The organism is Ruegeria sp. YTSC325 (assembly GCF_059609525.1).
Genome location: NZ_JBXWLY010000015.1, coordinates 75,831 through 100,526 on the forward strand (window position 1 = coordinate 75,831; position 24,696 = coordinate 100,526).

The following is a 24,696-nucleotide window of genomic DNA, read 5'->3' on the forward strand; positions in this document are numbered from 1 at the left end:
AAAAGGGCGCGACGAGCGCGCCCTCGTTACATTGATCGTAAGCGACCCTCAGTCGCCGCCCCGGACTTTGGCCCCACTTACTTTGGCGCCGCTAACCTTTGCGCCTGATACTTTGGCACCGCTTACCTTAGCCCCGCTCACTTTGGCTCCAGATACCTTTGCGCCACTGATCGCCGGGCTATCGAAGCCGAAATAGATATCCAGTAGGACTTGCTCGAACTGGCCAGCCATCACATCCATGCGCATGGTCTGATCGGACTTGTCGTAGTTCCAAACACGTATGTCATCAGCAACCTGATAGTCTGCGGCTGCAACCCCACCAATAGACGGGTTTTTCGGGGCCCGTGATGCGTTGTCGTCTGGAACGTTTGCTTTTGCAACTTCCTTACCGTCACCATGCACTAGAAAAATCACAGGTTCGGGAACGTCATAATATGTGCCTTCGTAAGCAAACCCATAAATTTTTGCGAATTGTGCTTTGTTGTTTCCTTCATCGCCCAATTGCTTTTCCAGATGCTTGTTGTTGCCCTGGCCGTTGTTCGACTTTGCTGTATAGCTTAAGTCTTCCAATACTCTTCCGTAAATCAACACTTCTGAAAAACTGAGTAATGTCTCCGCCATAAACTCATCTCCCAATTGCGGTCGAGATGCACCAACCACCTCGCCCTCCACCACGACCCAAATTATCGACGGGCCAACAAATCCAAAAAATCATCCTATTCCTAAATGCCATAATTTGAATTGAAAAAAAAGAACTTACTCACTCTGTATCCGGCACCAAAGTTCGAACCGAATTGGCATGACTGTCTTCGTCTGGGTTCGGCAAGCGCGGACCTGCCGTCGTCAAACCAATATCGCGCATCCGAAAATTACCCTCGATTATTTGCCGGAATGCGCCGCCGGTAATTTCCTGATCCACAGTAACTAGTGCTTTTTCGACCCCAAAATAACTGAGGGTATCAGCATCCAATAGGCTCCAGGTATCAGCTAAATAGGTCCCCAAGTAGTCGCGCGCCTCAAGTAGGGCAACGCGGAAACCCTCGGGGTTTTCCGCGTATCGCTTGTCAAAAACGTTTTGCATGACAGCGCTGTAATCGGGCGAGTCTTCCAATTGGTCCGACAGATCCTCTTCCTCAGGTGAAATCAGACCGTGTAGCAAAAGGCGTTCGTGATAAATGTCGACGAAAATGTCGAACATTGCTCCGGTCAACGGCTCAGAAAGGGCATGTTCGCTGGACCAACCCGAGGAAAATTCCGAAAGGGATCTGTTATTAGCCGCCGTTCTGATTTGCGCGTTTTCGGACAATTCTGCAAATCGATTCAATCGGTTGAATGTGTAGAGATTGCCCCGAGTGTTTTCCAACAGCTTTTCAACAACTGATCCAAAATGCAAAGACGCCAACAGCGCGACCAGATCGGCAGCGGATTCATGAAACCCGTAATACTCGCCCGAAGCGTCGCCATCGGCTGGCATTCCAATCACGCTATAAATTATGGCGTGACCAATTTCATGCGCCACGACATCGAAATTCAGACTGTAGGGTCGGTATTCGTTACCGTGCTCATATGTTCCACCGGTTTCCAGAAAGCCCCACCCAATATGAGCATTGTCTAGGCTGGGTAATAAAGACAGTTCCAAACGGTCGAAATCACGCGCGAAATGCCACGGGATGGGGCGGTCGAAATAGCCTTGCCACACATCCATGGTGAAATGAGCGGAACCGAAAAGATGCGCCGCTTCGAAGGACGGATCGGATGGGTCGATATGGATGAAATTTCCCAGTTCATCTGGCATTGCGGGCGGTTGTATATAGCCATCCCACGGGGGTAGGTACATGCCCGGTCCGTTGGGACCTGGAACAATGGCACCATAGGGTGTCGTTTTACCAACCGGATTCACCGTGTACATACGCGGACCAGAAGGTCCGGGACCGATGCTGCCTTGTGGTGCAGATATCTCGACCAGTTCCAATTCTGCGTCAGGTTCGAGAAAAGGCGACTGTGGAAAAAGCAAAAACCGAGTGCCTGGTTCCTCATTCTCCGTTTCTTCGGGTAAGTTCATAATGCGCCCTCCCGCTTGGTTCGCTGGTCCGTCACGCGTCAGAAGGCGACGAGCTATCGGTCCTATGGCAAAATAAAAACTCGGCTTCTATCAAATCGAACAAGGCATCCCGATCGGGAAGTCCCAATGAAACTGCGTATGAGTCAAAATCATCCGGTATGTCCCGGTCAAGTATTGTTTCAAAATACCACAACACCATCGACAACCTTTCGGCGTTCGCCATTTGGCTGGTCGAGAGGGATAAGGCTGCCTTTTCTTTTGCCCGGTCGCGAAACTCGGCATAACGGCCGGCACGGCATAGTTCAGAAATGAGCTGAACCTCAATCCGGTTTTTTCTATCGGCAATCGCCCCTTCAATTCGAGTATTATCGATCAGCATGGCCTCGTAACTATCAAGACTTAGATCGTTGTCATCGAGCCACCGCATTAAATCGGAATGACGTGGCAGACCCACGCTGGCCCGGTGGAGCGACATTTGGTGCATGACCGCGTCTCGGTCTAGCGAGTTTCCAGTACGCACATCCGCTTCCTGCGCCAATAGGCTTAGCGCGGCGCGTTCGCGCAATCTGGAAAAAAGCTGAGGGTTCAGACGCAATTCATCCAACACCGCGTGACCGTTGGTTGTTTCTCCATCAACCCGGGCGCGCAACCCCTTCCAAACCAGCGTCCTTTCCATTCGAATTGGGTTTTCTAATGATGGGGTAGATCTGGCCAAGTGTTCGGCCATCTTTCGAAGCATTGCAAAAGCGTCCTGAGCCTTCGCATCGACCTGCCCGGTTTGCACCCAAGCTTGGAAGTCAGCGATACCCTTAAGATGACTGAGGGCCTGGCAGATACTTTCCCAGCTTCTTTGCTGGTAATGAATGCTTTTTGCCACGCCTAGCATTTCATCAGCATTCGCCAAAGACACCAGCCCGTCGGCCACCGCCTTTGCCACCGTCGCACGCACCGACACCATCGGGACACTAAGCGAAGGATATCCAAGCTCTGCTGGTCCATGCAGGACGGCAACTTCATCATCGTCCTGCAAAACATCCGCGCGGTAGTCTTCGAAAATCTGCCCGACACCGATCATTCCCATGTCCGACAGCTCTGCAGCCCTGAGCGCACCCATACTGGCGCTTCCGAAGACTGGTATACCCTGCTCCATAGCCCAAAGAATTTCCTTGTGCCAAACCGACGGCACCCCTTCGAAATATCCGTCGATAATCCCGATAGCATTTGGTCGGTCGCGCGCGGCCCGATAAACATCCCCCTGCCGAACCGGAGGGAGTATCGTGGCCTCCAAATACTCTGCTATCCTTTCATGGGGCAGAGTGGGGCCGACAAATACAACGACACTCATGCCTGGGCACCGCCAACAGCGTTCGCACGGCGCCCCGGAACATAATCGGGGTCATCATGCGGGGCCTCAAGACCGGGAATAATCGCCCTGACAACCGAAATATCCAATTCTGAGCGAGACAGATTGACGACTACTGTTTGAGCAAGTCCAACCTCGCGCAAACGGTTCAGTAACAACTCTATATCTTCGTCAAATGAATCGGTTGAGTAGGTGGCGCACTCTGAAAAATCCTGCAGCGGAGAGGTTTCTTTGATCAGGTTCTGTACAAAAGCGCTCCGATCAATTTTTGCCTGATCAGTAAACTCTGACGGATCCAAATCATCCCGTGCCCCAGAGATATAGGTCAGACGTGTCTGCGCAGCTTCGGTCACCGCGCGCAAAAGTGCAATCGCACGATCCGGGTGACACCCATCTCCGATGCCAATATGGCCGGTCTTACCTTCTGGTTCGCAGATCACACAACGAAAACAAGCGATGCCAACATCAGACGTCGTGTCCCAAAGACCAATCTCCAACCCCGCATGTGAGATCATGTTCAGAGCCTGTTGGCATCGGTCGTCTTCAATTGTCCTGACATCTATCCGATGTGGATTTACCATATGATGCCAGAGGGTTGTCGCGTCTCTCTCAATCACTTCACAGATTGCATGGCAACTTGCTTCGGTCACCGTATTTCCAGACGCCAGCCCATTGGTGGTTCTTGGAAAAGCGCAATGCCCTCCAACTGGGGCACTGGTGTAATCCGTGTCTACCATCTCTAAAGGAACCCAACAGTCTAACTGTGTATTCAGTTCATGGCCCTGAACCCACATAATAGCTTGATCTGGATCGAAACGCCCTCCGGCCACACGGGGCAGGGCGTCAATGTCAATAATAAAGGCCCGCCGGATCAGATCATTGTAACGGGCCAACTGTTGCGGAAGTTGAATCTGTTCTGCATGCCAGGACTCGATCGCCTCCATGACGCCTGAAGCCCGGGCCGCGCTAAGCGACAAGCCTTTTCCTAAAGACACTGCAACCGACCGAGAGTTTGGTCGCGTCACCATAACCGTCGGCAAGCCTATTCGATCCAGACCTGTCAGGTTGGCCACTCGCGTAATACCCATCGCCTTCAGGTGTGGCTTGACCAAGCTGAGCGTTTGTTCAGGGTCACGCGCCCGATGCGTGTCCAAAATGTATTTTTTCTGTGAGTTTAAGGACATGAGACGAACCCAGAACAAACCAATCAGGTGTTTAACATGATGTTGAAATCAATATGAAACACGATGGTTGATCAAAGATCAGCGGTCAACAGTAACACGTAGAGCCAAGCAGAGTTGTCACGATTTTTAACATAACTATCATTAAGCCTATCTGGCGAGAGGAAGCGAACACGTCCTAAACTAGGGTCGCCACAAATACCCTACCTTGCTCAAAGCAACTGAAACGAGGATGGGCCCAAACAGAGCTCAGTCTATGTGAGTGTCTGTCTGATGTCAGCGCCAATGGGACAGTTCGGGTCGATTTGATATGAGCGAGTTTCTGGCTCATCGTACGGCCCCAATGGCGGGCCACTTTTTCCAGGTCAAGGTCATCGGAATCGGTAACCGCTTGTCCCACCCGACAAAGTCGCAGGAGTAGTTGATATCGGCCCTGCCGTGGAATTGCTGCCTGTCCGCAACAGGTAAAACCCGTCTCAAACCGACGAGCATTTTCTTTACCAAAGCTCGCTCGACACCCTGAGCATTGGTTGTTGCCAACCTTTCGGCCATGTTCAAAATCTGGTGCTTTGCGTTCATAGCAGCCCCTTCTTTCTAAGCCAGCCCACAAAGCCGCCACGAGATCTTGGAGCCATTTTTTACAGCAACCATTGCTGCGGCCTTTAGCTCTGTATCAGAGGCACCAGCTGCCCATAGAAGCGTGATACTCAGCGCTTCTGACGCACCTTGAGGTCCAATGGCGGAACCAGTCGCTGTGGTGTCCGTTGGCTCTCTCTGCTACGTTATACGCGGTCTCAGTGGGTAACGATCTGAGGCAAATGTAAGCCAATCCTGCCAAATCTTCTTCGGACAACAGGCGCGCAAGGACGTTCTGAGACCTTAGCCAATTTTCGGTATCACCAAGCACAAAACAGGCCCTTGTAGTCATCATGGCGCGATCCCTGCGGTCCAGTTTTGCCAGCTCTGTGGGCCAGGAGGCAACAACTTCGGCAAAGTCCTTCATTCGCCCTGCCCCTCCACCATTTGAGCCGCTAAGGCGATGGATGCCGCCCTAGTCAACACAGGAGGGGAAGGATGACGATTCAGACACCGATAATCACAGACGAAGCTAAGTTCGTGACAGGCATTCAAGCCATTAGGTCAACCCGCTGGCCATTCGGCAGACGCAAATTCCATGAGATGGTTAAAGCGAATCTCGTAAAGGCGCATTTCGCGCATGCCGGCGCCCGGCCGCTCTATTACGTGGAAGAAATCGACGCCGTTTTTCAGCCCCTAGCGTGTGAAAAGGCGGGGCCACAGCGGGGGCCAAAACTATAAAAACACTAATTTAATTAATGATTACAATGAATACTTGGTGCGGGTGGAGGGACTTGAACCCCCACGCCTTGCGGCGCCAGAACCTAAATCTGGTGCGTCTACCAATTTCGCCACACCCGCATCCTAGACAGAACCTGTCAGAGTGATCGGGTGAATAGCAAAGCTTGAAAGCAAGTGCGAGAGGGAATTTCATCCAGAGCAAAGGTTTATTCCACGATTTTCAAAGAATCCTACGCACGAAATTCACGCACCACATTTGCGCCACAATTCAAACGCCAAAAAATCTTATTCGCGTCAAAATAACACCGCCTTGCCAGTAGTTGATGGGGGCTGAGGACTTACCGAGTCTTTTTGCCTCTGGGCCACATACGAGTTTCCAGCTCAACTTCAACAAAAGGGTCGTAACTGTGACCAACATGATGAACTCTGCTGCTACCGAGCAAGACGCCGTTGGTCTTGCACGCGAAAGTTTTCTTGGTGAACTCAAAACCCTGACCAAAGATCATCCCGACACAGGGTTTGGTATCTCATTGCGGACCCATTCGGGTGGCCACTACCTGTTAGCCAATTCCCGGATGCCTCTGCCCAAGACCAAATCCGCAGGTTTCCCGACCGGCCGTCGTCTTGCCTGCCTGGAAAACAGTGAGTGTTTCAGCTCGATCGAAGTGCTTGCCGATTCCGGAGCCTATGAAACAATCACCCCTGTCGACGAAGCGGCGATACTGGGGAATGCTTTGAACCTGATCGCACGCATCGATACGCTGACCAGCACCCAGCCCGATCAGGTCCCACACCATATCGCCGCGACCGGAACCGGAGGCTGAACTATGGCGCGCAATGACCATCTTTTGTCCGTTGGCAACGAAGCTCTGACGCCTATGACGTCGGCCATGTCCGCGCTGACGACGCAGATCGACCAGCTGACTGAGGTGGCAGACGCGCGCTCGACCGCCCGGCTTGCCACGCTGAAAACTAAGATCGAAAATTTCACTGCCAACGTTACGTTGGTTGGTCAGGTTAAGGCGGGCAAGTCTTCGATTGTGAACATTTTGGCCGGGCGCCCTGCCCTGTTGCCCTCTGATGTAAACCCGTGGACCTCGGTGGTCACGACGTTGAACATCAACACCCGGACCGAAGGCGATACACGGTCCAAGTTCACGTTCTTCGAGCAGGAAGAATGGGACAACCTGATGATCGGTGGTGGTCGTTTGGGCGAACTGGCAAATCGTGCTGGGGCAGACGACGAAATGGACGATATCCGCCGTCAAATCGGCGAGATGAAGGATAAGTCAGAAGAACGCTTGGGCAAGCATTTCGACCTGATCCTGGGGCAAAGCCACCAATACGACTACTTCGACGAAGAGCTTATCCAGCGCTATGTCTGTCTGGGTGATGAGGATGATCCGGACATCAATCCGAAAACCGGACGATTTGCCGACGTCACCAAGTCCGCTGACCTATTCATGGACATTCCGCAGTACCCCATTTCGTTGAAGCTCTGCGACACACCCGGCGTGAACGATACCTTCATGGTGCGCGAGCAGATCACTCTGCGCAGCCTGCGGGGGTCCGAAGTCTGCGTTGTCGTTCTGGCTGCAAGCCAGGCGTTGACAACTATGGATATGGCGCTGATGCGCATTATCGCACAGTTTGAAAACCGCCAGATTATCCTTTTCGTCAACCGAATTGACGAACTGGCGGACCCTGTAAATCAGGTTCCGGAAATCCGAGATCGCATCCAAGACACGCTCAAGCAAAACAACATCGACGCCAACACCAGCGTCGTTTTTGGCAGCGCGCTCTGGGCCGAGGCAGCGATCACCGGGAATCCCGATATCCTGACCGAGGAATCGCGCGAGGCTTTGAACACTTTCTATCTGGCCGCCGGGTTTGGCGATCAGGCACCCTCACTCGACAAAATCTGGGCGCTTTCGGGCTTGCCAGACCTTTTGCTGGCCATGAATGAACGGATCGCAGAGGGGGCAGGCAACCGCCTTCTCGAGCGCGTCCGCCACAGGGCGCGCAATATTGCAAGCCAAATCCGCGCCACTGCAGTCGCCAAGAGCCTGTCTAATAGCGACGGCATTGTCCGAGACCTGGATGGAGTGTCGACCGAAGAGGCAATCGCAAAGATCACCGAACAATACGAAAAGAAAGTGGCGGAACTGACCACGTCACTACGTGACAAAGTGATCGAACGTCTGAAGTCGGCGGAATCCAATTTTGTCAAACGTGCAACGGACTCTTTGATCTCTCATCTCGAGCAGAATGGAGAAGAAGGCACGTGGCAATATGATCCGGCAGGATTACGCACCTTGCAAAAAGCAGCCTATTTCAGCTTTGCACGCTCGATGCGCAAGGAAGCCGGTTCGCTGTACTCAACCGCGGCCTCGGATGTCGAAGCCCTGTATCAGAAGCTCTTGGGCAATCATCTAGGCGAGTTTGCCATCGAAGCCCCCATCGTGCCACGGGTCCCGCCCCCATTGGGAATTGGCCGGACCATCGCACTGGATTTGCAAAGCACATGGTGGCGTCGTTGGTGGCAGCGTCGTAAAGGGTTCGAAGCCTATGCTGCGGACTATACGCGGTTGATAGCTTCCGAGGCGAATTCGATCACCAAAGACATCGAAGAAAACCAGGTTGCTGCAGTGTTGGAAAATGTCCGTGCTGTTCTGTCAGACTTCTTGCGTGAGCAGAAAGAGACATTGCTGAGCATTTCGGCCTCGGCCGAAGCCGTTCCAAATCCAAACGCAGCACTGTTGGCGGGTGGGGCGCCCCAGAAATCGCGGGACGATATCCTGGGCGATATCCTGAAAGATCTTAGCAACGAGGCAGCATAAGTAGCGACATGGCAAAAGATTCACAAACCCGCTTCGTTTCATCCAAGGCATGGGAACGCGTCGAGCAATGGTCCCGCCGCAAACCTATCTTCGCTCTTATGGGCGAATTCAGCGCCGGCAAATCCACCTTGATGAACTTTCTACTGCGGTCGCACACGCTGCCAACGCAGGTGACGGCAACTCAACTGCCGCCGGTTTGGTTCAGCTGGGGCGATCAATCTGCTTACGTTCAGCGCGACGATGGCTCGCGCGATGATATCACGTTGGATCAACTGGAAACCGTCGGAGTGAACGATGCTCAGTTCATTCGGATTTTCCTTGAAGCTGACATTCTGGAGGCCGTTGATCTAATTGACACGCCCGGTATCTCGGACCCCAAAATCTCGGACGATGTCTGGCGGCGCGCCGTTGGTCAGGCCAATGGTGTGTTGTGGTGTACCCACGCGACCCAGGCCTGGCGCGAGACCGAACGCGCAACATGGGTGGCGTTGCCAGAACGGCTTCAGAATAACTCGTTACTGTTGGTGACGCGTGCCGACGTGTTGGGCCCCAAGGATCGGCAAAAAGTCCTGCGCCGCGTCAATCGCGAGGCCGGGCATCTGTTCAATCGTTCGATCTTGTTCTCGGCTCGTGATGCAATTACCGCACGCGACAAAAGCGGCGATGCCGAGCTTTGGGCACGCAGCGGCGGCGGCAAGATGGTCGACAGCTTCCTTGAGATTACGGAACAGATCATGGACCATCGCGCCGATCTTCTGGCGCGGTACCAGATCGACGACAGCCTATCTCCCATGGCGTTGCATGATCGTGTTGACGAGATTCAGCAGGATCAGTCTTCTCCATTGCAGTTGGTGAACCCGGAAGTCGATCCATTCGAACTGGATCGCGACGAAGTTGTCACCAGTTTCCCCGTGCGCCCTGCCCGCGTGGAATTGCGCGCTGACGACAGTGAACGCGCTCCTCGTATCGAGCCCGATGAGGCAGATCGTCTGAGGGCCGAGATGACCACCAGTACAGTTGACGCAGCACCGATTGCGGACACGCAGGAAGAAGAGGACGATCTGCGCGCTTTCTTCCGCGAGTCGCCGAGCCCTACGTTGAATCTGACCGATGCACCGCTGAACACGTCCGACGAAGATGAGTATGACCTGTTGGACGAAGAGGACTTAGAAGACGAAGACTTAGTCGCAGAGGTCGCGGCTGAGGACGCTGAACAGGATGAAGACGTTTCCGACACCTTTATGGTTTCGCTTGAAGATAAGCTGTCGGTAACACCTGAACAGACGGAAGACACCCGGGAAGTTGCAGAAGGAACACCCGCTGAAACATCGGTTTCTTCTATCACGGCGCTCATGGCCGAGCAGGCAAAACATAGCGAAGAGTTCGAGCCAGAACCCGAGACCTCGGGGTTGATCGATATGCAGGTCGTTTCGCTGCCGAACGGGTCGGAACCACCGGTCCACAAGGAGCGACTGGAGGATGTACTGAACGCTCCTGCGGGCTCTCCTCTCAGCGCCGCCGCCATGTGGCGCGAGATCTCTGAAGATGAGGAGCTGCCGCAGGACGCCGAAGGTTTGAAAAAAAAGTTCATGTCTTTCCTGGACGAATACGATCAGATCGCGGCGGAACACTTTGCGCGCGGCACCAAATCCACGGTGACACCATTGCCTGAGGCAAACAAAAACGGCGGGGCCGAGTGGCATGTATTGTAACAGGTTTCTGAAATAGAAAAGCAGTACGTAAGATGAAAATCGAAGCCGCTTTGATCACAGCCACCGAGACCATACCCGACTGCATCGCAGCCGGGTATGTCGATATGGAAACGGGCATGTTGCTGGGTGCTCATGCGCCCGACCCGCAAGACCAGAGTGTTCTGGACACTCTGGCAATTGCTGTTGCCAACCTGTTTCAGGGGCGCGGTGTCCGTGGGTTTGAGGCGCTTTTGCGCAGTATTGGAACGAAAGACACACAGGAAGAGGGCTTTGGCGAAATCGCGGTATTGGCTGGCGACCGGATCAATATCTTCCTGCGCACTCCTGCGTACCCGGGTCACGTTGTCTGCTACATCTGCCGCAGCAGCGCCAATATCGGTTTGGCCCTTACAAAATCACATCTAAGCCTCGCGCCGGTTACGGCGGCGGTTTGAGCGAGACCAGAGGAGGTCACAGTATGATGGATGCGGAAATACTCGACCTGCTCGAGGATATTGGACGTTCGTCCGTGGCACGCCAGAACCCCGCCGTTACGTTGACAGGTGATTCAGCGCAGACCCGGCGCGATCAGGTCCTGCGCACCATTCGGGGAACGATACTACCGCGCCGTCTGGAGTTTACAGCGGCAAATGGCGATTGCCTGGCTATCGAAGTGAACAGCTCTAGGGTGACGGATGTATTTCGCGTTCGAACCGGGATCGCCCCTGACTTCGAAACCCAACCGCGTGATACACTGGCTAAGAAACTGGCCGAAATCGTTACGGATATCGCGTCAGCTCCTGGACCGCTGAGTTTGATATCGTTGCAACCAGACGCCGTGCTAGAAGCCGACGACGTCGGCATCACTTTCAGCGAGATATCGAAAGCCTGTTTTCAGGTCGAACTGCCATCTGAACCGATCGTTTCAATCGTGCCAGAGCCCGCTACAGACGACGTGCCAGCCGACGAACAGTCTGTACTTACGAGCGGGTTCTTTGACGGCGCGGCATCTTTCGCGCTTGGCCGTATCCATATCGGGGATAAGTTCGACGTCCACACCGACGGCGTTTGTGCATCAGGGCAGCCAGTCTACGCCGACCAAACCGTTTTGGAACAATTCGTCAAAGACCTAGTCGGTTGGAGCGAGGATTCTACAAATGACGATCGCGGTCCTCAGTTGATCGTAATGCGACCAGCCGGCGGCAGGGGAACTGCGCTGGCCGCGCTCAAAGATGGTCAACAGACCGCTATTGTGATCCATGAAAGCCGCAAACTGGGTGCCGCGGTAAACTTGTGGAAGTCTCTAACAGGCTCAGGCAGATGACCGGGCCTGAAGCGTTCAAATTTTCGGCGAATTCAATCTGTGAGTTCGAGTAACCAGGGTAAGTGTTATGAGTGAAAATCAACGTCGCGAATTAATAAGGGTTGCCGAAGATCTGAAAGGTCTAAGCAACGAAGAAACACGTCAGTTTATTTCCCGTATTGTCGCTGATCTTACGGATCTCAAGCCCTCTATTGCCTTTGTCGGGCAGATCAAAGCGGGCAAATCGCGGCTGATTAACGGGTTCACCGGTCAGGCAGAGTTTCTGCCTTCGGATGTGAATCCTTGGACGACGGTCATTACCGACATGCATTTCGGGCATCCTTCGGGCCGCACCAGAGGGGCCGAGTTTCATTTCTTTGACAACCGGCAGTGGCAATCTCTGATCGCCGAAGGTGAAGAGCTGCGCAATATGTTCCCCGATGACGAGGACAGTTATAAGCGCGAGATTATCGAAGAGCAGGTTGATGCGATGAAAGCGCGCGCCAAACTGCGTCTGGGTATGAGTTACAAGGACCTGTTGGGTCAGCACCACGACCTCGATAATCTGACGACCGACGATTTGGCGCGGTACGTTTGTGCAGGCGACGACCCGACTGACGACGGGAACCATGACCCCGGCTCGGACCGCGGTCTATACAGCGACATTACCCGAAAGGCTGAGGTCTATTTTGACATCGGCCATTTTCCTTTTCCGCTGACAGTCACGGACACGCCCGGAGTAAACGACCCGCTTTTGATCCGCGAAGAAATCTCGCGCCAGTACCTTAAAGAATCAGACTTTTTCGTTGTCGTATTGTCGGCGCACCAAGCCTTGTCACGGGCGGACCTGAAATTGTTCCGCTTGATGCAGGCGCTCGAACTGGGTCAAATCGTAGTGTTTATCAACCGCGTGGACGAGTTGGGCGGTGGTGCAGAGGATGCCGTCAAGGTGCGCGCCGACGTAATAGATGGGCTGGACAAGGCGCTTGGCAATTCGGACATCGATGTGCTGATGGGCAGTGCGCAGTGGGCCCACTACGCGCTTACGGGCGACGATACTGGCGTCAACCATGACCACGTCCTTGCATGGCTTCGCGCCCATCCCGAACAGATGAAGCAATATCTGGACGGTGTTGAAGAAATCAAACAAGGGCCCGGTCCGATCAGCCGCGAAGGCGTCCTTAGGTTTGCTGCGATGATCGCATCTGGGCTTCCCGATCTGCGTCGCCACGTTACCAGCGCTTTGACCCACGGCCCGCGCGATGAACAGCTTCGTATGGCATGGCAACACTTGGACAGTTTCGCCAAGGGAGAGTTGGAACGGTCTCGTGCGCATCTGCGGGCCATCGAGGAAGAAATTTCTGGCAAACCGGAAAGCGAAGATGACAACGACAAAACTCTGGCCGGGTTGCGCGCGAAAGTGGCTGACAAGACGTCTGAGATCATCGACGGAATGGATGAAGTTCTAGCCAATCTGCGCGGTGTCATGGACGATACAGTGGCCGAAGCGGTATCGGACGTGGTGCGTGGACCCAATGGGGATTCACCCTTGCTGGCAAAGGGCGGCGAGACGGAACTGAATTTCGGCCCGCTGCGCGATCGTATGCGCGAACTAGTCCAAGGCGCCACTCAGGTTATTCGCCAGCGAATGCTCAGTGAATTATACGCGATCGACATGCAAAGCAACGCCGCCTTGCGCGCCCTGCCCGGCTGGCAGGATCAGACCGACAACCGAATGAACACAAGCGCTGTACGGTGGTTCCGGCCTGACACAACGGCGCTGACACGCGGAATTACGGTTGAGCTGCGCGTGACATGGCTGTCGCGCCTGATTTCGCGTAAAAGCGTTGTTACCCGCGCTGAGAACATGATCGTTCAGGAATTTGAAATGATCGGGGATGATCTGGTCGACACTGCTCGCAGTGACTTGCTTGAGCGGTTGAACACAGTTCTGGATCATTACATGGCACTTTTGGCAGGGCACCTTGAAAGTCGCTCTGGTTCAAGCGAAACAAATGCCAAGGCCGAAGCGCAAGAGGCGTATAACAATGCCCGGCGTGTTGCAGACGAACTGGACACCGTTTTCGGAGCTGACGCCGCGAACGAGACTTTACCTGAGGCAGCTGAATGATCGAATTTCCGGGAACCGAGAAGGAAGTGCGTAAGCTTGAGCACTTTCTGACCGCGACTGAAGACCTTCCCACTGACGCCAAGCTGGACGAAATGCGCAATCGCGCATTGGCCCATGCCGAGCGCCTTTCGAACGCGGTCAATATCGGCTTCGCCGGAGAATTTGGTGCCGGGAAATCCAGCCTTGCCAATATGCTGGCGGGTGCCGACATTCTACCGACCGGCCCGCAGCATCTGAAACTGCCGCTGGTGATCGTTGCCTATTCCGAAACTCCTGAAACGACAGTGGGGTGGTGGGGCAAAGAACCCAAAGTGTATTCCGGTATTGCGCTGGAAAAGGCGGCTCAGGAAAATCCAGATTTTATCTCTGTGGGGATTAACACCCCTGCCCTGCAGGAGATTTCGTTGTTTGATTTGCCTGGAACCGGCGCATTGGACGACAGTTACAAGCCAACACTGGATTTGTTGAAATTCGTCGATTGCGCGATCTGGTGTACCAATGGGACCCACGCCTGGCGTGAGACCGAGCGCCATCTGTGGTCCCAGGTTCCGCAGGAACTGCGTGCTAATAGTTTGCTGGCCGTAACGCATGCCGATTTGCCGCCTGTCCGTGATGCACTGGACCGGGTCCTTGCGCGATTGAACAAGGAAAACGGCGAAATGTTCCGCTCGGTGTTGCCAATTGGCACGCCGGTGGCAGTACGGGCCATGGCGCAGGAACCCGAACCAGACTTCGCCCTTTGGGAAACTTGCGGCGGGCAGAACTTGGCCGAACAGGTATTGGAAATCGCATCAAACCGCCGCCAGCATGACATCTCCGCTGCGCAAAGAGATCTCGAGAAAGACTTTTTACCCTTTCTGCAAACGCTGGATATTGACGAACCCGAACCAGCGCAGCCTGACACAGCCAAGATGCAGGCGGTCCTGGAATCCGCGCTGCCACCGCTGGAAAATCCGATCCTTGAAGACTGGCTTGCCGCGATCGCCAGTATCTATGAGGACTTGCGAGAATCCTCCGAAATTGAACCCACGGCCTTTTTGACCAGTTGCCAAGAAATCGTCGAGGATTTCGCCGAACGTTTGGAACAGGGCGGAGAAATAGATCCGCAGGCCGATTGGATTCCAGCTGAATTCGAAAAAGCCACGGATTTGCTGTTGCTGCTGCAATTTGAAAGCGGCGATGCGCCTTTGAAGGATGCGGTCAGCATTCTGGCCCAGCTCAGCGACAACCTCGCTTGGGCAGGCAGCCGGGTTGAGTCATCACAACCGCGTACCGGCACTTAACGCAATCACGTTAGGATTGTGCCTTTAAGCTGCGATTCGTCGTGTCAAGAATCATGCGTTCATTGTTTCGGAATCAGTGAACAATCATTCCAAAACCGGCCTTCAGTCCGCATTCTTTTGCACCAACACATCAACATTTAGCTTTCTGCCTTAGCGCACCACCAGATGTTGATTATTGCGCCTTCCCGTTCTCAGTGAAGCCATGAGGCGGCCCCAATAAAGTCAAATTTGAATCGTCTAACATTCTTAGTTGTCCTGCGGTTGTGTTTGTTTGTGAGTTGACGCGCTGTTTCAGCAAAAATGCGGCCGCAAAATGATTAGAATGGGCGGGAAGAAATGAGCCATAATCAGGCTGTCGATGCGACGCACGACGAACCTAAAATTGAAGGTCTGCAACCGGGCGCAAAGCTATTGCGCGGCCAGTACGAGATCCTGCGGTTTCTCAGCAATGGCGGTTTTGGGATCACATATTTGGCGCGTAACAGCCTGGACCGTGAGGTCGTGATCAAGGAATGCTATCCGGGCGCTCTGTGCCAGCGTAACGGTGATGCGGTCGAACCCATCGACCCCCGGCAAAAAGAAGACTTGCGCGCAATCATTGATCTGTTCATTCAGGAAGCCCGCAATCACGCACGGCTGGTCCATCCCAATATTGTCGACGTGCATCAGGTGTTCGAAGACAACGACACCGCCTACATTGCAATGGACTTCATCCAGGGTTGCGATCTTCTGGACTACGTCGAGAACCCCGACAACAACGCCGGACCTGACTTTATTGTTCAGGTAACCGAGAAAATGTTGTCGGCGGTGTCATTCATCCACCAAAGCGGAATGTTGCATCGCGACATCTCGCCCGACAACATCCTGATTGACAGCAACGGTGAACCCGAACTGATCGATTTTGGCGCCGCGCGCGAGCAGGCCGCGAACCAATCTGCTGCACTTTTGACACTGCGGGTGATCAAAGACGGCTACTCTCCGCATGAGTTTTACGTACGCGGAGCAGAACAAGGCCCCAGCAGCGATCTCTATGTACTGGCCGCGACTTTGTATCACGCGATCAGTGGCGAGCGTCCGGTCGATGGGCAATCCCGGTTGAACGCCTTCAACAATGGCACCAAAGATCCGTACCTTCCTCTGGCTGGACGGTACAAGGGATATCCCGACGGCTTCTTGGAAGCGATCGACAAAGCGATGGAGGTTCACGCTACAGACCGTCTGCAAACGGCATTGGACTGGTTGCGTATGTTCCGCGGCCCCGGCGTGATGTTCGATACGTTTGAATATCGCCCTGTTTCCGTCATCGTCGCGATGGATCGTTTGGACGAAGAGGCAGAAAAAGCTCGGGTCAAAGCAGAAAGCGAAAACGCCGAGGCTGTCGTGACAGCCTTGCTTGCGGGTAATCCTGACATCGCCCTGGGTCATGAAGACAAGAAAGAGGACGAACTGGCGACTTTTCAAGCACCCGAGGAGCCTCCGGTCGCAGTTGACACGATCGTAAAGAACGGCTCAGGCGGCGGGGCTAAAATGATGGCCGGTGTTGCGGTTGTTGCTATTGCCCTAGCCGCGGGCGGCTATTTCGCAATGTCGGGCAAAGACGAGCCTGCAATACAGCCAACCGACCCCGAGGTCGCCCTCGCGCAGATTGAGGCGGCCGCCGAGATCCCGGAACCCGCCGCTATAGATGAAGCCGAAGTTGCAGAACCAGCCACAACAGACGACGCAGTCAACGTCGCGATCGAAGAGACACCCAAGCAGGTGGAGTCAGAGCCGGAACCTGTCGAGCAGACCCTGGCTGAACCGGCTGTCACACAAGAGGCAGAAGCCCAGACAGCCGAACTCCCTGCCCCTGCGGATGACACCCAAATTACCCTTGCCGAGGTTCAATTCGCCTTTTCGCATTGGGACGTGGAAATCCCATTTCAGATTTCCAAACGGCGTGTCTCGACTGGCAATGTAATCGCCGTCACTGGAATCGACCCGACTCAAGATATGTCGGTGATCGGCGAATGGGTCGAACGTGGCGCCGCAATCTATACCCTCAACGGAGAGCCAGTACAGTCCGACGCAAGTTTTGCAGCACAGGTGTTGAACGACCTGAACGTCGACCCCGATGGCTATATCCGCGTCACAGCTCGGTATCGTCCGCTGGGTGAAAAAAGAGCGATGAACGGCCTTCTGGCATTGCCGGCGATGCGCATGGTCGGCCTGGAAAACGGCTATGGCCTGACAATCCGAAATTCAGACGGCCAGGGGTGGTCAACGATAGTCAAGACAGTACCGACTGACACTGCAGGCGGACTGCGCGAAGGCGATGTTTTGGTATCGGAAGCGCAGACGGGAAATGTGTTGGATGGCCCTGAAAGCCTGGATGCAATGCTGACGGCTCTGGTCGCCGAGAACCAACCACAAGCCCGCCTGACCGTTTTGCGCAACGGAGCCCAAACCGATGCCGTCATGCAACTAGCGCAGGAGTAATTCACCCGGTTCGTTTTGTATCCGCCAGTGTGTGTTTGCTGAGGATCGTGCGCAAGTTCGTACATCTCTGTCGGGGCCCGGCCCGTCGCGGAAAGTAACAGTGACTACGGTTTCCAATCATCAGTGCCATTGCGCAGACCTGCGCGAAGGTGAGTAGCAGCCCCATGGGACTGAAGTCCCGTGCACAGAAGCAAAGGTGTCGTCACCATGTTCAAATACAAAAGCCCTCTGAGCCGGCTTCTAGAAGGTGCCGGCAAGCCGAAAGAACCCGAAACCGAAGAGGTTACCGAGGTCAGCGCTGACAAACCCGAACCGATTGCGGATTTCAATGCGCTGCGAGTCGCTCTGGCGGGTAACAACATGCCGTCATCGGGTAGCTACGAAGACACAGAAGATCTGCTTCCCGAAGAGGACATGCCAGAGTTCGCAGAGAATGAACCCGTGGCCGACGCCTCGGATGACAAAATCCTGTCTGAAGTTGTTGCCGAAGCGCACGAGCCTGCAGACGAGATTGAGCCAGAACAGGTCGAAGAAGACCCAATTGTAACGCTCCACGTCGCCACCGAGGAAACCATTGCCGAAACCGAGGTCGTTCTGGTCGACGCCACCACTTCGGAACCCGTGATCGAAGTCGTTGCCGAGGAACCCTCAGCCCAGATCGAAGAAGTTACCGCGGAAGTGGTCGATGGACCTCTGGCGCCTCAGTCAGAAGAAACCACAGCCGAGGTGGTTGAGACACCTCCCGCCCCGCAAGCGGTACAATCGGATCGTCGTGGACGGGTCAAAACCACCTTCTTGGGCTTTGAGCGTGCCGACACGCATGTGCAGGATCTGATGGAAACATCCGAACCAGTGGCCAAGACGGAAAGCGCGCAGCAAACATTCCCGGTTGGTTGGTTGGTTGTGACGGCCGGCCCAGGACGCGGAGCCTGCATAACGCTGACAGAGGGCCTGATGCAAATCGGGCGCAACGACGATCAGGCCATTCAGCTGGACTTTGGCGACACCGGCATTTCCCGCAGCAACCACGCTGTCATCGCCTATGACCCCGAAGATCGCAAATGCTATCTGGGTCATGGCGGCAAGGCCAATCTGGTGCGCCTGAACGGCAAGCCCGTCCTTAGCACCGTAGCGCTGAACAGCGGCGACTTGATCCGCATCAGCGAAACCTCAGTTCGGTTTGCGGCCTTCTGCGATGATGGCTTTGACTGGCGGGACGCCTGATAGATGCTGGCAACCCCGGCATATGACATTGCGCTGATCCTAGATCAGGGTCGGCGTGAATCGCAGGAAGACGCGGTCGCTGCGCGCATGTTCGATGCAGCGGGAGCCGGGTATATCGTGGTCGCCGATGGCATGGGAGGGCACGCGGCGGGCGATGTAGCATCAGAACTTGTCATAACCGCATGGCGCGAGGCGCTGGACGCTGAACTGGAAGAAACCGTACCAACCGAGAGTGCGCTGATCGACGCGTTGCCATTGGCCGCCATGCAGGCCAATGCCGCCGTGGCACAGCATTCCGAAGAACAGGGTGAGGGGTTCAACATGGGTTCAACCATGCTGGGCATCCTGCTTTTGGAACAGCGGGTTTTTTGGATCTCGATTGGCGACAGCCCCTTGTACTTGTTTCGGGACGGAATGTTGCGGCAAGTCAACGAAGATCACTCGATGGCGCCGATCATCGACGCGCAACAGGCCGAGGGCAAGTTGACCCGAGAAGAGGCGCTGTCGCACCCGGATCGGAACCAATTGACCTCAGTCATCATGGGTGCCGCTATCCTGAAAGTGGATTGCCCTGAACTCCCGCTGGAACTGACCACATCGGACGTACTGATCGCTGGCAGCGATGGGCTTCAATATCTTAGCAACCCCGAGATTGAGCACATCCTGCAGACGCAGTCGAAGGCTTTGGCACAAGATATCGCAGACGCGCTGTGGCGCGCCTTGCGCGACAAAAACGACCCCGATCAGGACAATGCGTCCATCGCAGTTCTGAAACTGACAAGAAACGATTAAAGGCAAAGCGACAGGACACATGAGACCTCATCTGATCATCTCCAGCCTGGCTCTTGCGGCTGCGACCGGCACCGTCTCGGCGCAAGAGGCGTGCTCGACTTACGAAATTCAGCGCGGCGACAGTCTGCGCGAGCTGGCTATTCAAGTTTATTCGACCGAAGATTTTGGCATCATCTTTGACGCCAACCGCGATGTAATCGGGAACAATCCGAACATAATTCGTGTGGGTGACGTACTAACCCTGCCTTGTCTTGAAGATGTAGGCCGAGCCCCCACACCCCCTGCAACCGAGGCTGAGGCAATGGCCGCCGAGATGGCGTCCGAACTGGTCAAGGCCGCAGAGGAGCGTGCTGCAAAGGCCATTACCGAAGCTGAAGCGCGCGTCGCGGCAGCCGAGGCAGAAGCCGAGCAAGCCAGCCAGGAAGCAGTTTTGGAAGCCAAAGCTGCAGCCCGGCAGGAAATTGAAGCTGCTCGCGCCGAAGCGGCCGCGCTGATCCGGGATGCGGATGAAAGCGAGCGGCCTGAAATTCGCGACCGTCAGCTGTTGCTGATTACCGGCGGCAACTATGCACCTTTCACAGACGAAGCTCTGCCGCATCGGGGGCTATACACAAACCTTGTGGAAACCGCGATGCTACGTGCAGCGCCGGAACAGGGATACAAGATCCAGTTCGTCAACGACTGGTCCTCGCATCTGGACCTTCTGATGCCGACACTGGCCTTTGACGCAACCTTCCCTTGGTCGCGACCGGATTGCGACGAACCCGCGGCCTTGTCGGAGAAAGACCGCAACCGTTGCGAAACCTACGACTTCTCGAACCCATTCTATGAAGTGGTCGACACCTATTTCGCACGCGAAGGTTCTGGCTATGAGCAGACCCTGACCTATGCTGATTTCGCCGGCACCACGATCTGCCGACCCGAAGGTTGGACGTTGTCCCATATGGACGCAGTTGGCCTTTACGAACCCGCAATCTCACTTTTTCGCCCAGTGTCCCCTGACGACTGTTTCCATGCAGTCATGGAAGGCCGCGCAGATATCGTCGCAATCGAAGCCCACCTGGCTGTCGAGGCGATATCGCGCCTGGGATACGAACACCGCATCATCGAAAACCCCAACCTTGCGGCGATCAAGTCGCTTAACGTCATGACCCACAAAGATAATCCGGATGGGGAAGCGATCCTTGAGACGCTCAACCAGGGTCTGGCAATCATGCAGAAATCCGGAGAGTGGCGCGACATCGTGTCAAACGCTCTGCGGTATCAAATGGAAAATGGCTAAGGCCCCAATTGGCCTAACAACAATAATGTCTGGAGGATGAGGACATGTTTAATATTGATCTGAAGAAAGTTGCGCTGTCGGCCACCGCCGTCACTGCCCTGAGCGCCGGAGCCGCCGCGGCACAGGAAGCCTGCACAAACTACACCGTTTCCGATGGCGACACGATGGCGACCATTGCAATCGCAGCCTATGGCACATCGAACTACCAGCCGATCTTCAACGCGAACCGCAACATCATCACCAACCCGAACGCTCTGGAACCCGGCCTTGTTCTGGCTCTGCCCTGTGAAGATGGCAGCCTTCCCAACGGTCAGTCCGCGCAAGAGATCATTGCAGCCGAAGAACAACGCGCGGCAAGCGTCAAACGTTCGAACGTATATGCGCCGCCCATCAAAATGGTTGCGGGCAACGGCTGGGAGCCCTTCACCACTGAAGGCCTGAGCGGCGGCGGCATTATGACCCGTCTGGCGACAACCAGCCTACAGCGTGCGGGCAACCAGCGTGACTATTCTGTCAGCTTTGTCGATGACTGGTCTTCGCACCTGGAAACTCTGCTGCCGCTCGGCGCGTTTGACATTTCGATCGCCTGGACTGTGCCGGATTGCACGAACCGCACCTATGAATGGTCCCCCGAAACCGAAGCACGTTGTACGCAATTCGTGGCCTCGGTGCCGGTTTATGATGTGGTTGGCGGCTTCTATACCCTGCCCGAAAGTGACTACACAAACGCCACCACTTTCAAAGATTTCGAAGGTGCAACTGTCTGCCGTATGCAGGGTTGGAGCATGGTCGTTCTTGAAGAAGTTGGCCTGAACTACGACAACACAACTGTGGTTCAACCAAACTCGGCACGCGAATGCCTGGATGCGGTTTTGACCGGTACTGCAGATGTCGCCGCATTCGAAGTGGAACTGTTCGCTGCGACCATGAAAGACATGGGCCTGACCTCGAGCGACATCGTAGAAAACCCCTATGTCTCAACACTGTCGTCGATGAGCTTCCTGGCGCACCGCACCAACCCGTTCGCTCGTGAATACATCGCGATGATGAACAAGGGTCTTAATGAGATGCGTGAATCCGGCGAATGGTATGCGATCATCTCGGATACGTTGCGCGAGCAGAACGAAAAGCTCAACGCAGCGTCCAACTAAGGCTAAACAAGAAAGGGCCGGTTGAAAAACCAGCCCTTTCTTAGACTACCCAGCCCCTAAGGGAATCCCCCAATTACCAGACTTTTCTGGAAGTATAGGATGCAGCTAACACACCAGGTGAGGTTTCGAACTCTCCACTCACTCTAAAAGGGGCCGACTTTGGGGGTCGGCCCCTTTTACTTTTCTAGTTTCTTTGCGCCTCACGCCATAACGCGGGCCAACCGATGTTAATCGATCAAACCGTTCAAAGTTGCACTCGGGCGCATAACCTTTGCGGTCTTAGCCGGATCGGTGTGATAGTAACCACCCAGATCAGCAGCGCTGCCTTGCGCGGATGCCAGTTCCGCCAGAATCGTCTCTTCTCCGTCTGCAAGTGCCGTCGCCAATGGTGCAAATTCGGCGGCCAGTTCGGCATCGTCCGATTGCGCGGCCAACGCCTCGGCCCAGTAACGGGCGAACCAGTAGTGGCTGTCGCGGTTGTCGGGCTGGCCAACTTTGCGGCTGGGCGAGCGATTGTGATCCAGAATACCCTGCGTTGCGGTCTCGGCCGCAGCACCCAGAACGCCTGCCTTGGCGTTGCCTTTGCTGTCGGCCAGGAAGTTCAGCGATTCACCCAGCGCGCAGAATTCACCCATCGAGTCCCAGCGCAGGTGGCTTTCCTCGACCAGCTGCTGCACATGTTTTGGGGCCGAACCGCCCGCACCGGTTTCAAACAGGCCGCCGCCATTCATCAGTTTGACGATGGACAGCATCTTGGCCGAGGTGCCCAGTTCCAGAATGGGGAACAGGTCGGTCAGATAGTCGCGCAGTACATTTCCGGTGATCGCAATCGAGTCGTTGCCTGCGGTGATCGTCTCTAGCGATTGACGGGTCGCTTCACGCGGGGCCAGGATCATGAACTTGTCAGCCACGCCAGCCGCCTCAAGCGCCGGTGTGACGTATTTGATTAGTTCAGCATCATGGGCGCGATTGGCGTCCAGCCAGAAGATCGCTTCGGACCCAGTCAGGCGCTGACGGTCCATGGCCAGCTGGATCCAGTTCTCGATCGGGGCTTTCTTGACGGTGCAGGACCGCCAGATATCGCCCTGCTCGACGTCGTGCGAATGCAGCGTCTCGCCATTGGCCAAAACGATACGGATAGTGCCGTCGGCAGGTGCCTGGAACGTGGTCGGGTGGCTGCCGTATTCCTCAGCCTTCTGCGCCATCAGGCCCACATTGGCGACCGCACCGGCAGTGGCCGGGTTCAGCGCGCCATTGGCTTTGAAAAAGTTGATCGTCTCGTCATAGACGGGTGCATAGCAACGGTCGGGGATCACGCAGTTGGTGTCACCTTTGGCACCGGCCTCATCCCAGCCTTTACCGCCCGCGCGGATCACGGCGGGCATTGAGGCGTCGATGATCACGTCCGACGGTACGTGCAGGTTGGTGATGCCCTTGTCGCTGTCGACCATATACATGGACGGACGGTCGGCCTTAATCGCGTCGATGGCGGCTACAATCTCGGCATTGTCTTTGACCCGCTCCAGCAGATCACCAAGGCCCGAGTTCGGGTTCACACCCAGCGCATCCAGCTCAGCACCAAATTTGTCAAACACCGGAGCCAGCCACGCCTTAACCGCATAGCCGAAGATAATCGGGTCCGAGACCTTCATCATCGTGGCCTTCATATGCAGCGAGAACATGGTGCCGTCTTTTTTCGTGTCCTCAATGGCCTCAGCAAGAAACGCGGACAGAGCTTTGACGGACATGAATGTCGCGTCGGCCACGGTGCCCTCGGCCAGCGGCCAGCCGTCTTTCAGAACGGTGGTGGCGCCGTCTTTGCCCACGAATTCGATCTTGGCATCGCCTGCCTGGGCGGCGGTGATGGTGGCCGATTTCTCGTTTGCGTAGAAATCATTGCCGGACATGGACGACACTTTGGTTTTGCTGTCCGAGACCCATTCACCCATCGAATGCGGGTTCTTTTGGGCGTAGTTTTTCACTGCTTTTGCGGCACGACGGTCGCTGTTGCCTTCGCGCAAAACCGGGTTCACGGCCGAACCCTTGATGGCGTCATAGCGCGCACGAATGGCCTTTTCTTCGTCGGTCGAAGGTTCTTCGGGATAGTTCGGAATGTCGTAACCCTGTGATTGCAGCTCTTCGACGGCGGCCACCAGCTGCGGGACCGAGGCCGAGATGTTGGGCAGCTTGATCACGTTGGCTTCGGGGGTTTTCACCAGCTCACCCAAAGCGGCCAGATCATCGGTGATGCGCTGTGCATCTGTAAGGTTCTCTGGGAAGGTCGCCAAAATGCGCCCGGCCAGAGAAATATCCTTGGTTCCAACGCTCACGCCCGCGGCGGATGCGAATTTGCGAATGATGGGCAGGAACGAGGCGCTGGCCAGTTCGGGCGCTTCGTCTACAATGGTATACAATATGTCGAAGTCTGATTTATCTGCCATATTCTTTTACCTTTTTTAAAGCCTTTCGGGGCGTGCGTTCCAAGAGCTGGCCACTTCTGCGTGGCCAAAGCGGGGCGCGACAAGATTACCGCCCCAACGGTGACTCTGATTTGACAGGGCCTCCCTTAAATCAGGATCGCCTTGGGATCAATTCCCT

17 protein-coding genes and 1 tRNA gene are annotated in these 24,696 nt (G+C 55.1%); 12 read left to right on the forward strand and 6 right to left on the reverse strand.

Going from position 1 to position 24,696, the window contains the following annotated elements:
• Positions 1–48: 48 nt before the first annotated feature.
• The 5 genes from AC2FF7_RS18410 to AC2FF7_RS18430 form a co-directional block, all read right to left on the reverse strand.
• Positions 49–621 carry a hypothetical protein gene (locus AC2FF7_RS18410; protein WP_496906115.1) on the reverse strand — a complete coding sequence of 191 codons (573 nt, stop codon included), beginning with the start codon at positions 619–621 and terminating at the stop codon, positions 49–51.
• A 139-nt stretch (positions 622–760) separates the two neighbouring features.
• Positions 761–2,062: a gluzincin family metallopeptidase gene (locus AC2FF7_RS18415; protein WP_480868287.1), complete on the reverse strand. Its 1,302-nt coding sequence runs from the start codon at positions 2,060–2,062 to the stop codon at positions 761–763.
• Between the two features lie 31 nt (positions 2,063–2,093).
• On the reverse strand, positions 2,094–3,407 hold the full coding sequence (locus AC2FF7_RS18420; protein WP_496906116.1) for a TfuA-like protein: 1,314 nt from the start codon (positions 3,405–3,407) through the stop codon (positions 2,094–2,096).
• A complete protein-coding gene (locus tag AC2FF7_RS18425) occupies positions 3,404–4,609 on the reverse strand; it encodes a YcaO-like family protein (protein WP_170754025.1) in 1,206 nt (401 codons plus the stop codon). Before AC2FF7_RS18425 ends, AC2FF7_RS18420 begins: the two co-directional genes overlap by 4 nt.
• A 1,349-nt stretch (positions 4,610–5,958) precedes the next feature.
• Positions 5,959–6,043, reverse strand: a tRNA-Leu gene (locus AC2FF7_RS18430).
• Between the two features lie 296 nt (positions 6,044–6,339).
• Here AC2FF7_RS18430 and AC2FF7_RS18435 point away from each other — a divergent pair.
• The 12 genes from AC2FF7_RS18435 (at position 6,340) to AC2FF7_RS18490 (ending at position 22,098) form a co-directional block, all read left to right on the forward strand.
• Positions 6,340–6,747 carry a hypothetical protein gene (locus tag AC2FF7_RS18435; RefSeq protein WP_174821893.1) on the forward strand — a complete coding sequence of 136 codons (408 nt, stop codon included), beginning with the start codon at positions 6,340–6,342 and terminating at the stop codon, positions 6,745–6,747.
• Between the two features lie 3 nt (positions 6,748–6,750).
• On the forward strand, positions 6,751–8,763 hold the full coding sequence (locus AC2FF7_RS18440; protein WP_496906117.1) for a dynamin family protein: 2,013 nt from the start codon (positions 6,751–6,753) through the stop codon (positions 8,761–8,763).
• Between the two features lie 8 nt (positions 8,764–8,771).
• Positions 8,772–10,475: a dynamin family protein gene (locus AC2FF7_RS18445; RefSeq protein ID WP_496906118.1), complete on the forward strand. Its 1,704-nt coding sequence runs from the start codon at positions 8,772–8,774 to the stop codon at positions 10,473–10,475.
• A gap of 32 nt (positions 10,476–10,507) precedes the next feature.
• Positions 10,508–10,909 (forward strand): hypothetical protein, encoded by a 402-nt coding sequence (locus AC2FF7_RS18450; RefSeq protein ID WP_480868294.1) that lies wholly within the window; start codon positions 10,508–10,510, stop codon positions 10,907–10,909.
• A gap of 23 nt (positions 10,910–10,932) precedes the next feature.
• The gene (locus AC2FF7_RS18455) at positions 10,933–11,778 is read left to right on the forward strand and encodes a hypothetical protein (RefSeq protein ID WP_496906119.1); all 846 of its coding nucleotides are present in this window, start codon (positions 10,933–10,935) and stop codon (positions 11,776–11,778) included.
• Between the two features lie 67 nt (positions 11,779–11,845).
• A complete protein-coding gene (locus tag AC2FF7_RS18460) occupies positions 11,846–13,888 on the forward strand; it encodes a dynamin family protein (RefSeq protein WP_480868297.1) in 2,043 nt (680 codons plus the stop codon).
• Positions 13,885–15,171 carry a dynamin family protein gene (locus AC2FF7_RS18465; RefSeq protein WP_480868298.1) on the forward strand — a complete coding sequence of 429 codons (1,287 nt, stop codon included), beginning with the start codon at positions 13,885–13,887 and terminating at the stop codon, positions 15,169–15,171. The genes AC2FF7_RS18460 and AC2FF7_RS18465 overlap by 4 nt, the downstream gene beginning before the upstream one ends.
• A 336-nt stretch (positions 15,172–15,507) precedes the next feature.
• Positions 15,508–17,649 (forward strand): serine/threonine protein kinase, encoded by a 2,142-nt coding sequence (locus tag AC2FF7_RS18470; RefSeq protein ID WP_496906120.1) that lies wholly within the window; start codon positions 15,508–15,510, stop codon positions 17,647–17,649.
• A 207-nt stretch (positions 17,650–17,856) separates the two neighbouring features.
• Positions 17,857–18,873, forward strand: coding sequence for an FHA domain-containing protein (locus tag AC2FF7_RS18475; RefSeq protein WP_496906121.1), 1,017 nt, complete (start codon positions 17,857–17,859; stop codon positions 18,871–18,873).
• 3 nt (positions 18,874–18,876) lie between these two features.
• Positions 18,877–19,665: a PP2C family protein-serine/threonine phosphatase gene (locus tag AC2FF7_RS18480; protein WP_496906122.1), complete on the forward strand. Its 789-nt coding sequence runs from the start codon at positions 18,877–18,879 to the stop codon at positions 19,663–19,665.
• Positions 19,666–19,684: 19 nt separating this feature from the next.
• Positions 19,685–20,947 carry a peptidoglycan-binding protein LysM gene (locus tag AC2FF7_RS18485; protein WP_496906123.1) on the forward strand — a complete coding sequence of 421 codons (1,263 nt, stop codon included), beginning with the start codon at positions 19,685–19,687 and terminating at the stop codon, positions 20,945–20,947.
• A 44-nt stretch (positions 20,948–20,991) separates the two neighbouring features.
• Positions 20,992–22,098, forward strand: coding sequence for a transporter substrate-binding domain-containing protein (locus AC2FF7_RS18490; RefSeq protein ID WP_170355103.1), 1,107 nt, complete (start codon positions 20,992–20,994; stop codon positions 22,096–22,098).
• 227 nt (positions 22,099–22,325) lie between these two features.
• On the opposite strand, the gene AC2FF7_RS18495 is transcribed toward AC2FF7_RS18490, so the two are convergent.
• Complete coding sequence (locus AC2FF7_RS18495) at positions 22,326–24,539, reverse strand: NADP-dependent isocitrate dehydrogenase (RefSeq protein WP_496906124.1); 2,214 nt, start codon at positions 24,537–24,539, stop codon at positions 22,326–22,328.
• Positions 24,540–24,696: the final 157 nt, after the last annotated feature.

What these genes read in the sequence shown, in the direction of transcription:
- AC2FF7_RS18440 (WP_496906117.1), top strand. Translation starts at nt 6,751, where the DNA reads ATGGCGCGCAATGACCATCTTTTGTCCGTTGGCAACGAAGCTCTGACG.
- AC2FF7_RS18465 (WP_480868298.1), top strand. Translation starts at nt 13,885, where the DNA reads ATGATCGAATTTCCGGGAACCGAGAAGGAAGTGCGTAAGCTTGAGCAC.
- AC2FF7_RS18455 (WP_496906119.1), top strand. Translation starts at nt 10,933, where the DNA reads ATGATGGATGCGGAAATACTCGACCTGCTCGAGGATATTGGACGTTCG.
- AC2FF7_RS18445 (WP_496906118.1), top strand. Translation starts at nt 8,772, where the DNA reads ATGGCAAAAGATTCACAAACCCGCTTCGTTTCATCCAAGGCATGGGAA.
- AC2FF7_RS18450 (WP_480868294.1), top strand. Translation starts at nt 10,508, where the DNA reads ATGAAAATCGAAGCCGCTTTGATCACAGCCACCGAGACCATACCCGAC.
- AC2FF7_RS18485 (WP_496906123.1), top strand. Translation starts at nt 19,685, where the DNA reads ATGAGACCTCATCTGATCATCTCCAGCCTGGCTCTTGCGGCTGCGACC.
- AC2FF7_RS18495 (WP_496906124.1), bottom strand. Translation starts at nt 24,539, where the DNA reads ATGGCAGATAAATCAGACTTCGACATATTGTATACCATTGTAGACGAA.
- AC2FF7_RS18415 (WP_480868287.1), bottom strand. Translation starts at nt 2,062, where the DNA reads ATGAACTTACCCGAAGAAACGGAGAATGAGGAACCAGGCACTCGGTTT.
- AC2FF7_RS18475 (WP_496906121.1), top strand. Translation starts at nt 17,857, where the DNA reads ATGTTCAAATACAAAAGCCCTCTGAGCCGGCTTCTAGAAGGTGCCGGC.
- AC2FF7_RS18470 (WP_496906120.1), top strand. Translation starts at nt 15,508, where the DNA reads ATGAGCCATAATCAGGCTGTCGATGCGACGCACGACGAACCTAAAATT.
- AC2FF7_RS18460 (WP_480868297.1), top strand. Translation starts at nt 11,846, where the DNA reads ATGAGTGAAAATCAACGTCGCGAATTAATAAGGGTTGCCGAAGATCTG.
- AC2FF7_RS18480 (WP_496906122.1), top strand. Translation starts at nt 18,877, where the DNA reads ATGCTGGCAACCCCGGCATATGACATTGCGCTGATCCTAGATCAGGGT.
- AC2FF7_RS18435 (WP_174821893.1), top strand. Translation starts at nt 6,340, where the DNA reads ATGATGAACTCTGCTGCTACCGAGCAAGACGCCGTTGGTCTTGCACGC.
- AC2FF7_RS18425 (WP_170754025.1), bottom strand. Translation starts at nt 4,609, where the DNA reads ATGTCCTTAAACTCACAGAAAAAATACATTTTGGACACGCATCGGGCG.
- AC2FF7_RS18420 (WP_496906116.1), bottom strand. Translation starts at nt 3,407, where the DNA reads ATGAGTGTCGTTGTATTTGTCGGCCCCACTCTGCCCCATGAAAGGATA.
- AC2FF7_RS18410 (WP_496906115.1), bottom strand. Translation starts at nt 621, where the DNA reads ATGGCGGAGACATTACTCAGTTTTTCAGAAGTGTTGATTTACGGAAGA.
- AC2FF7_RS18490 (WP_170355103.1), top strand. Translation starts at nt 20,992, where the DNA reads ATGTTTAATATTGATCTGAAGAAAGTTGCGCTGTCGGCCACCGCCGTC.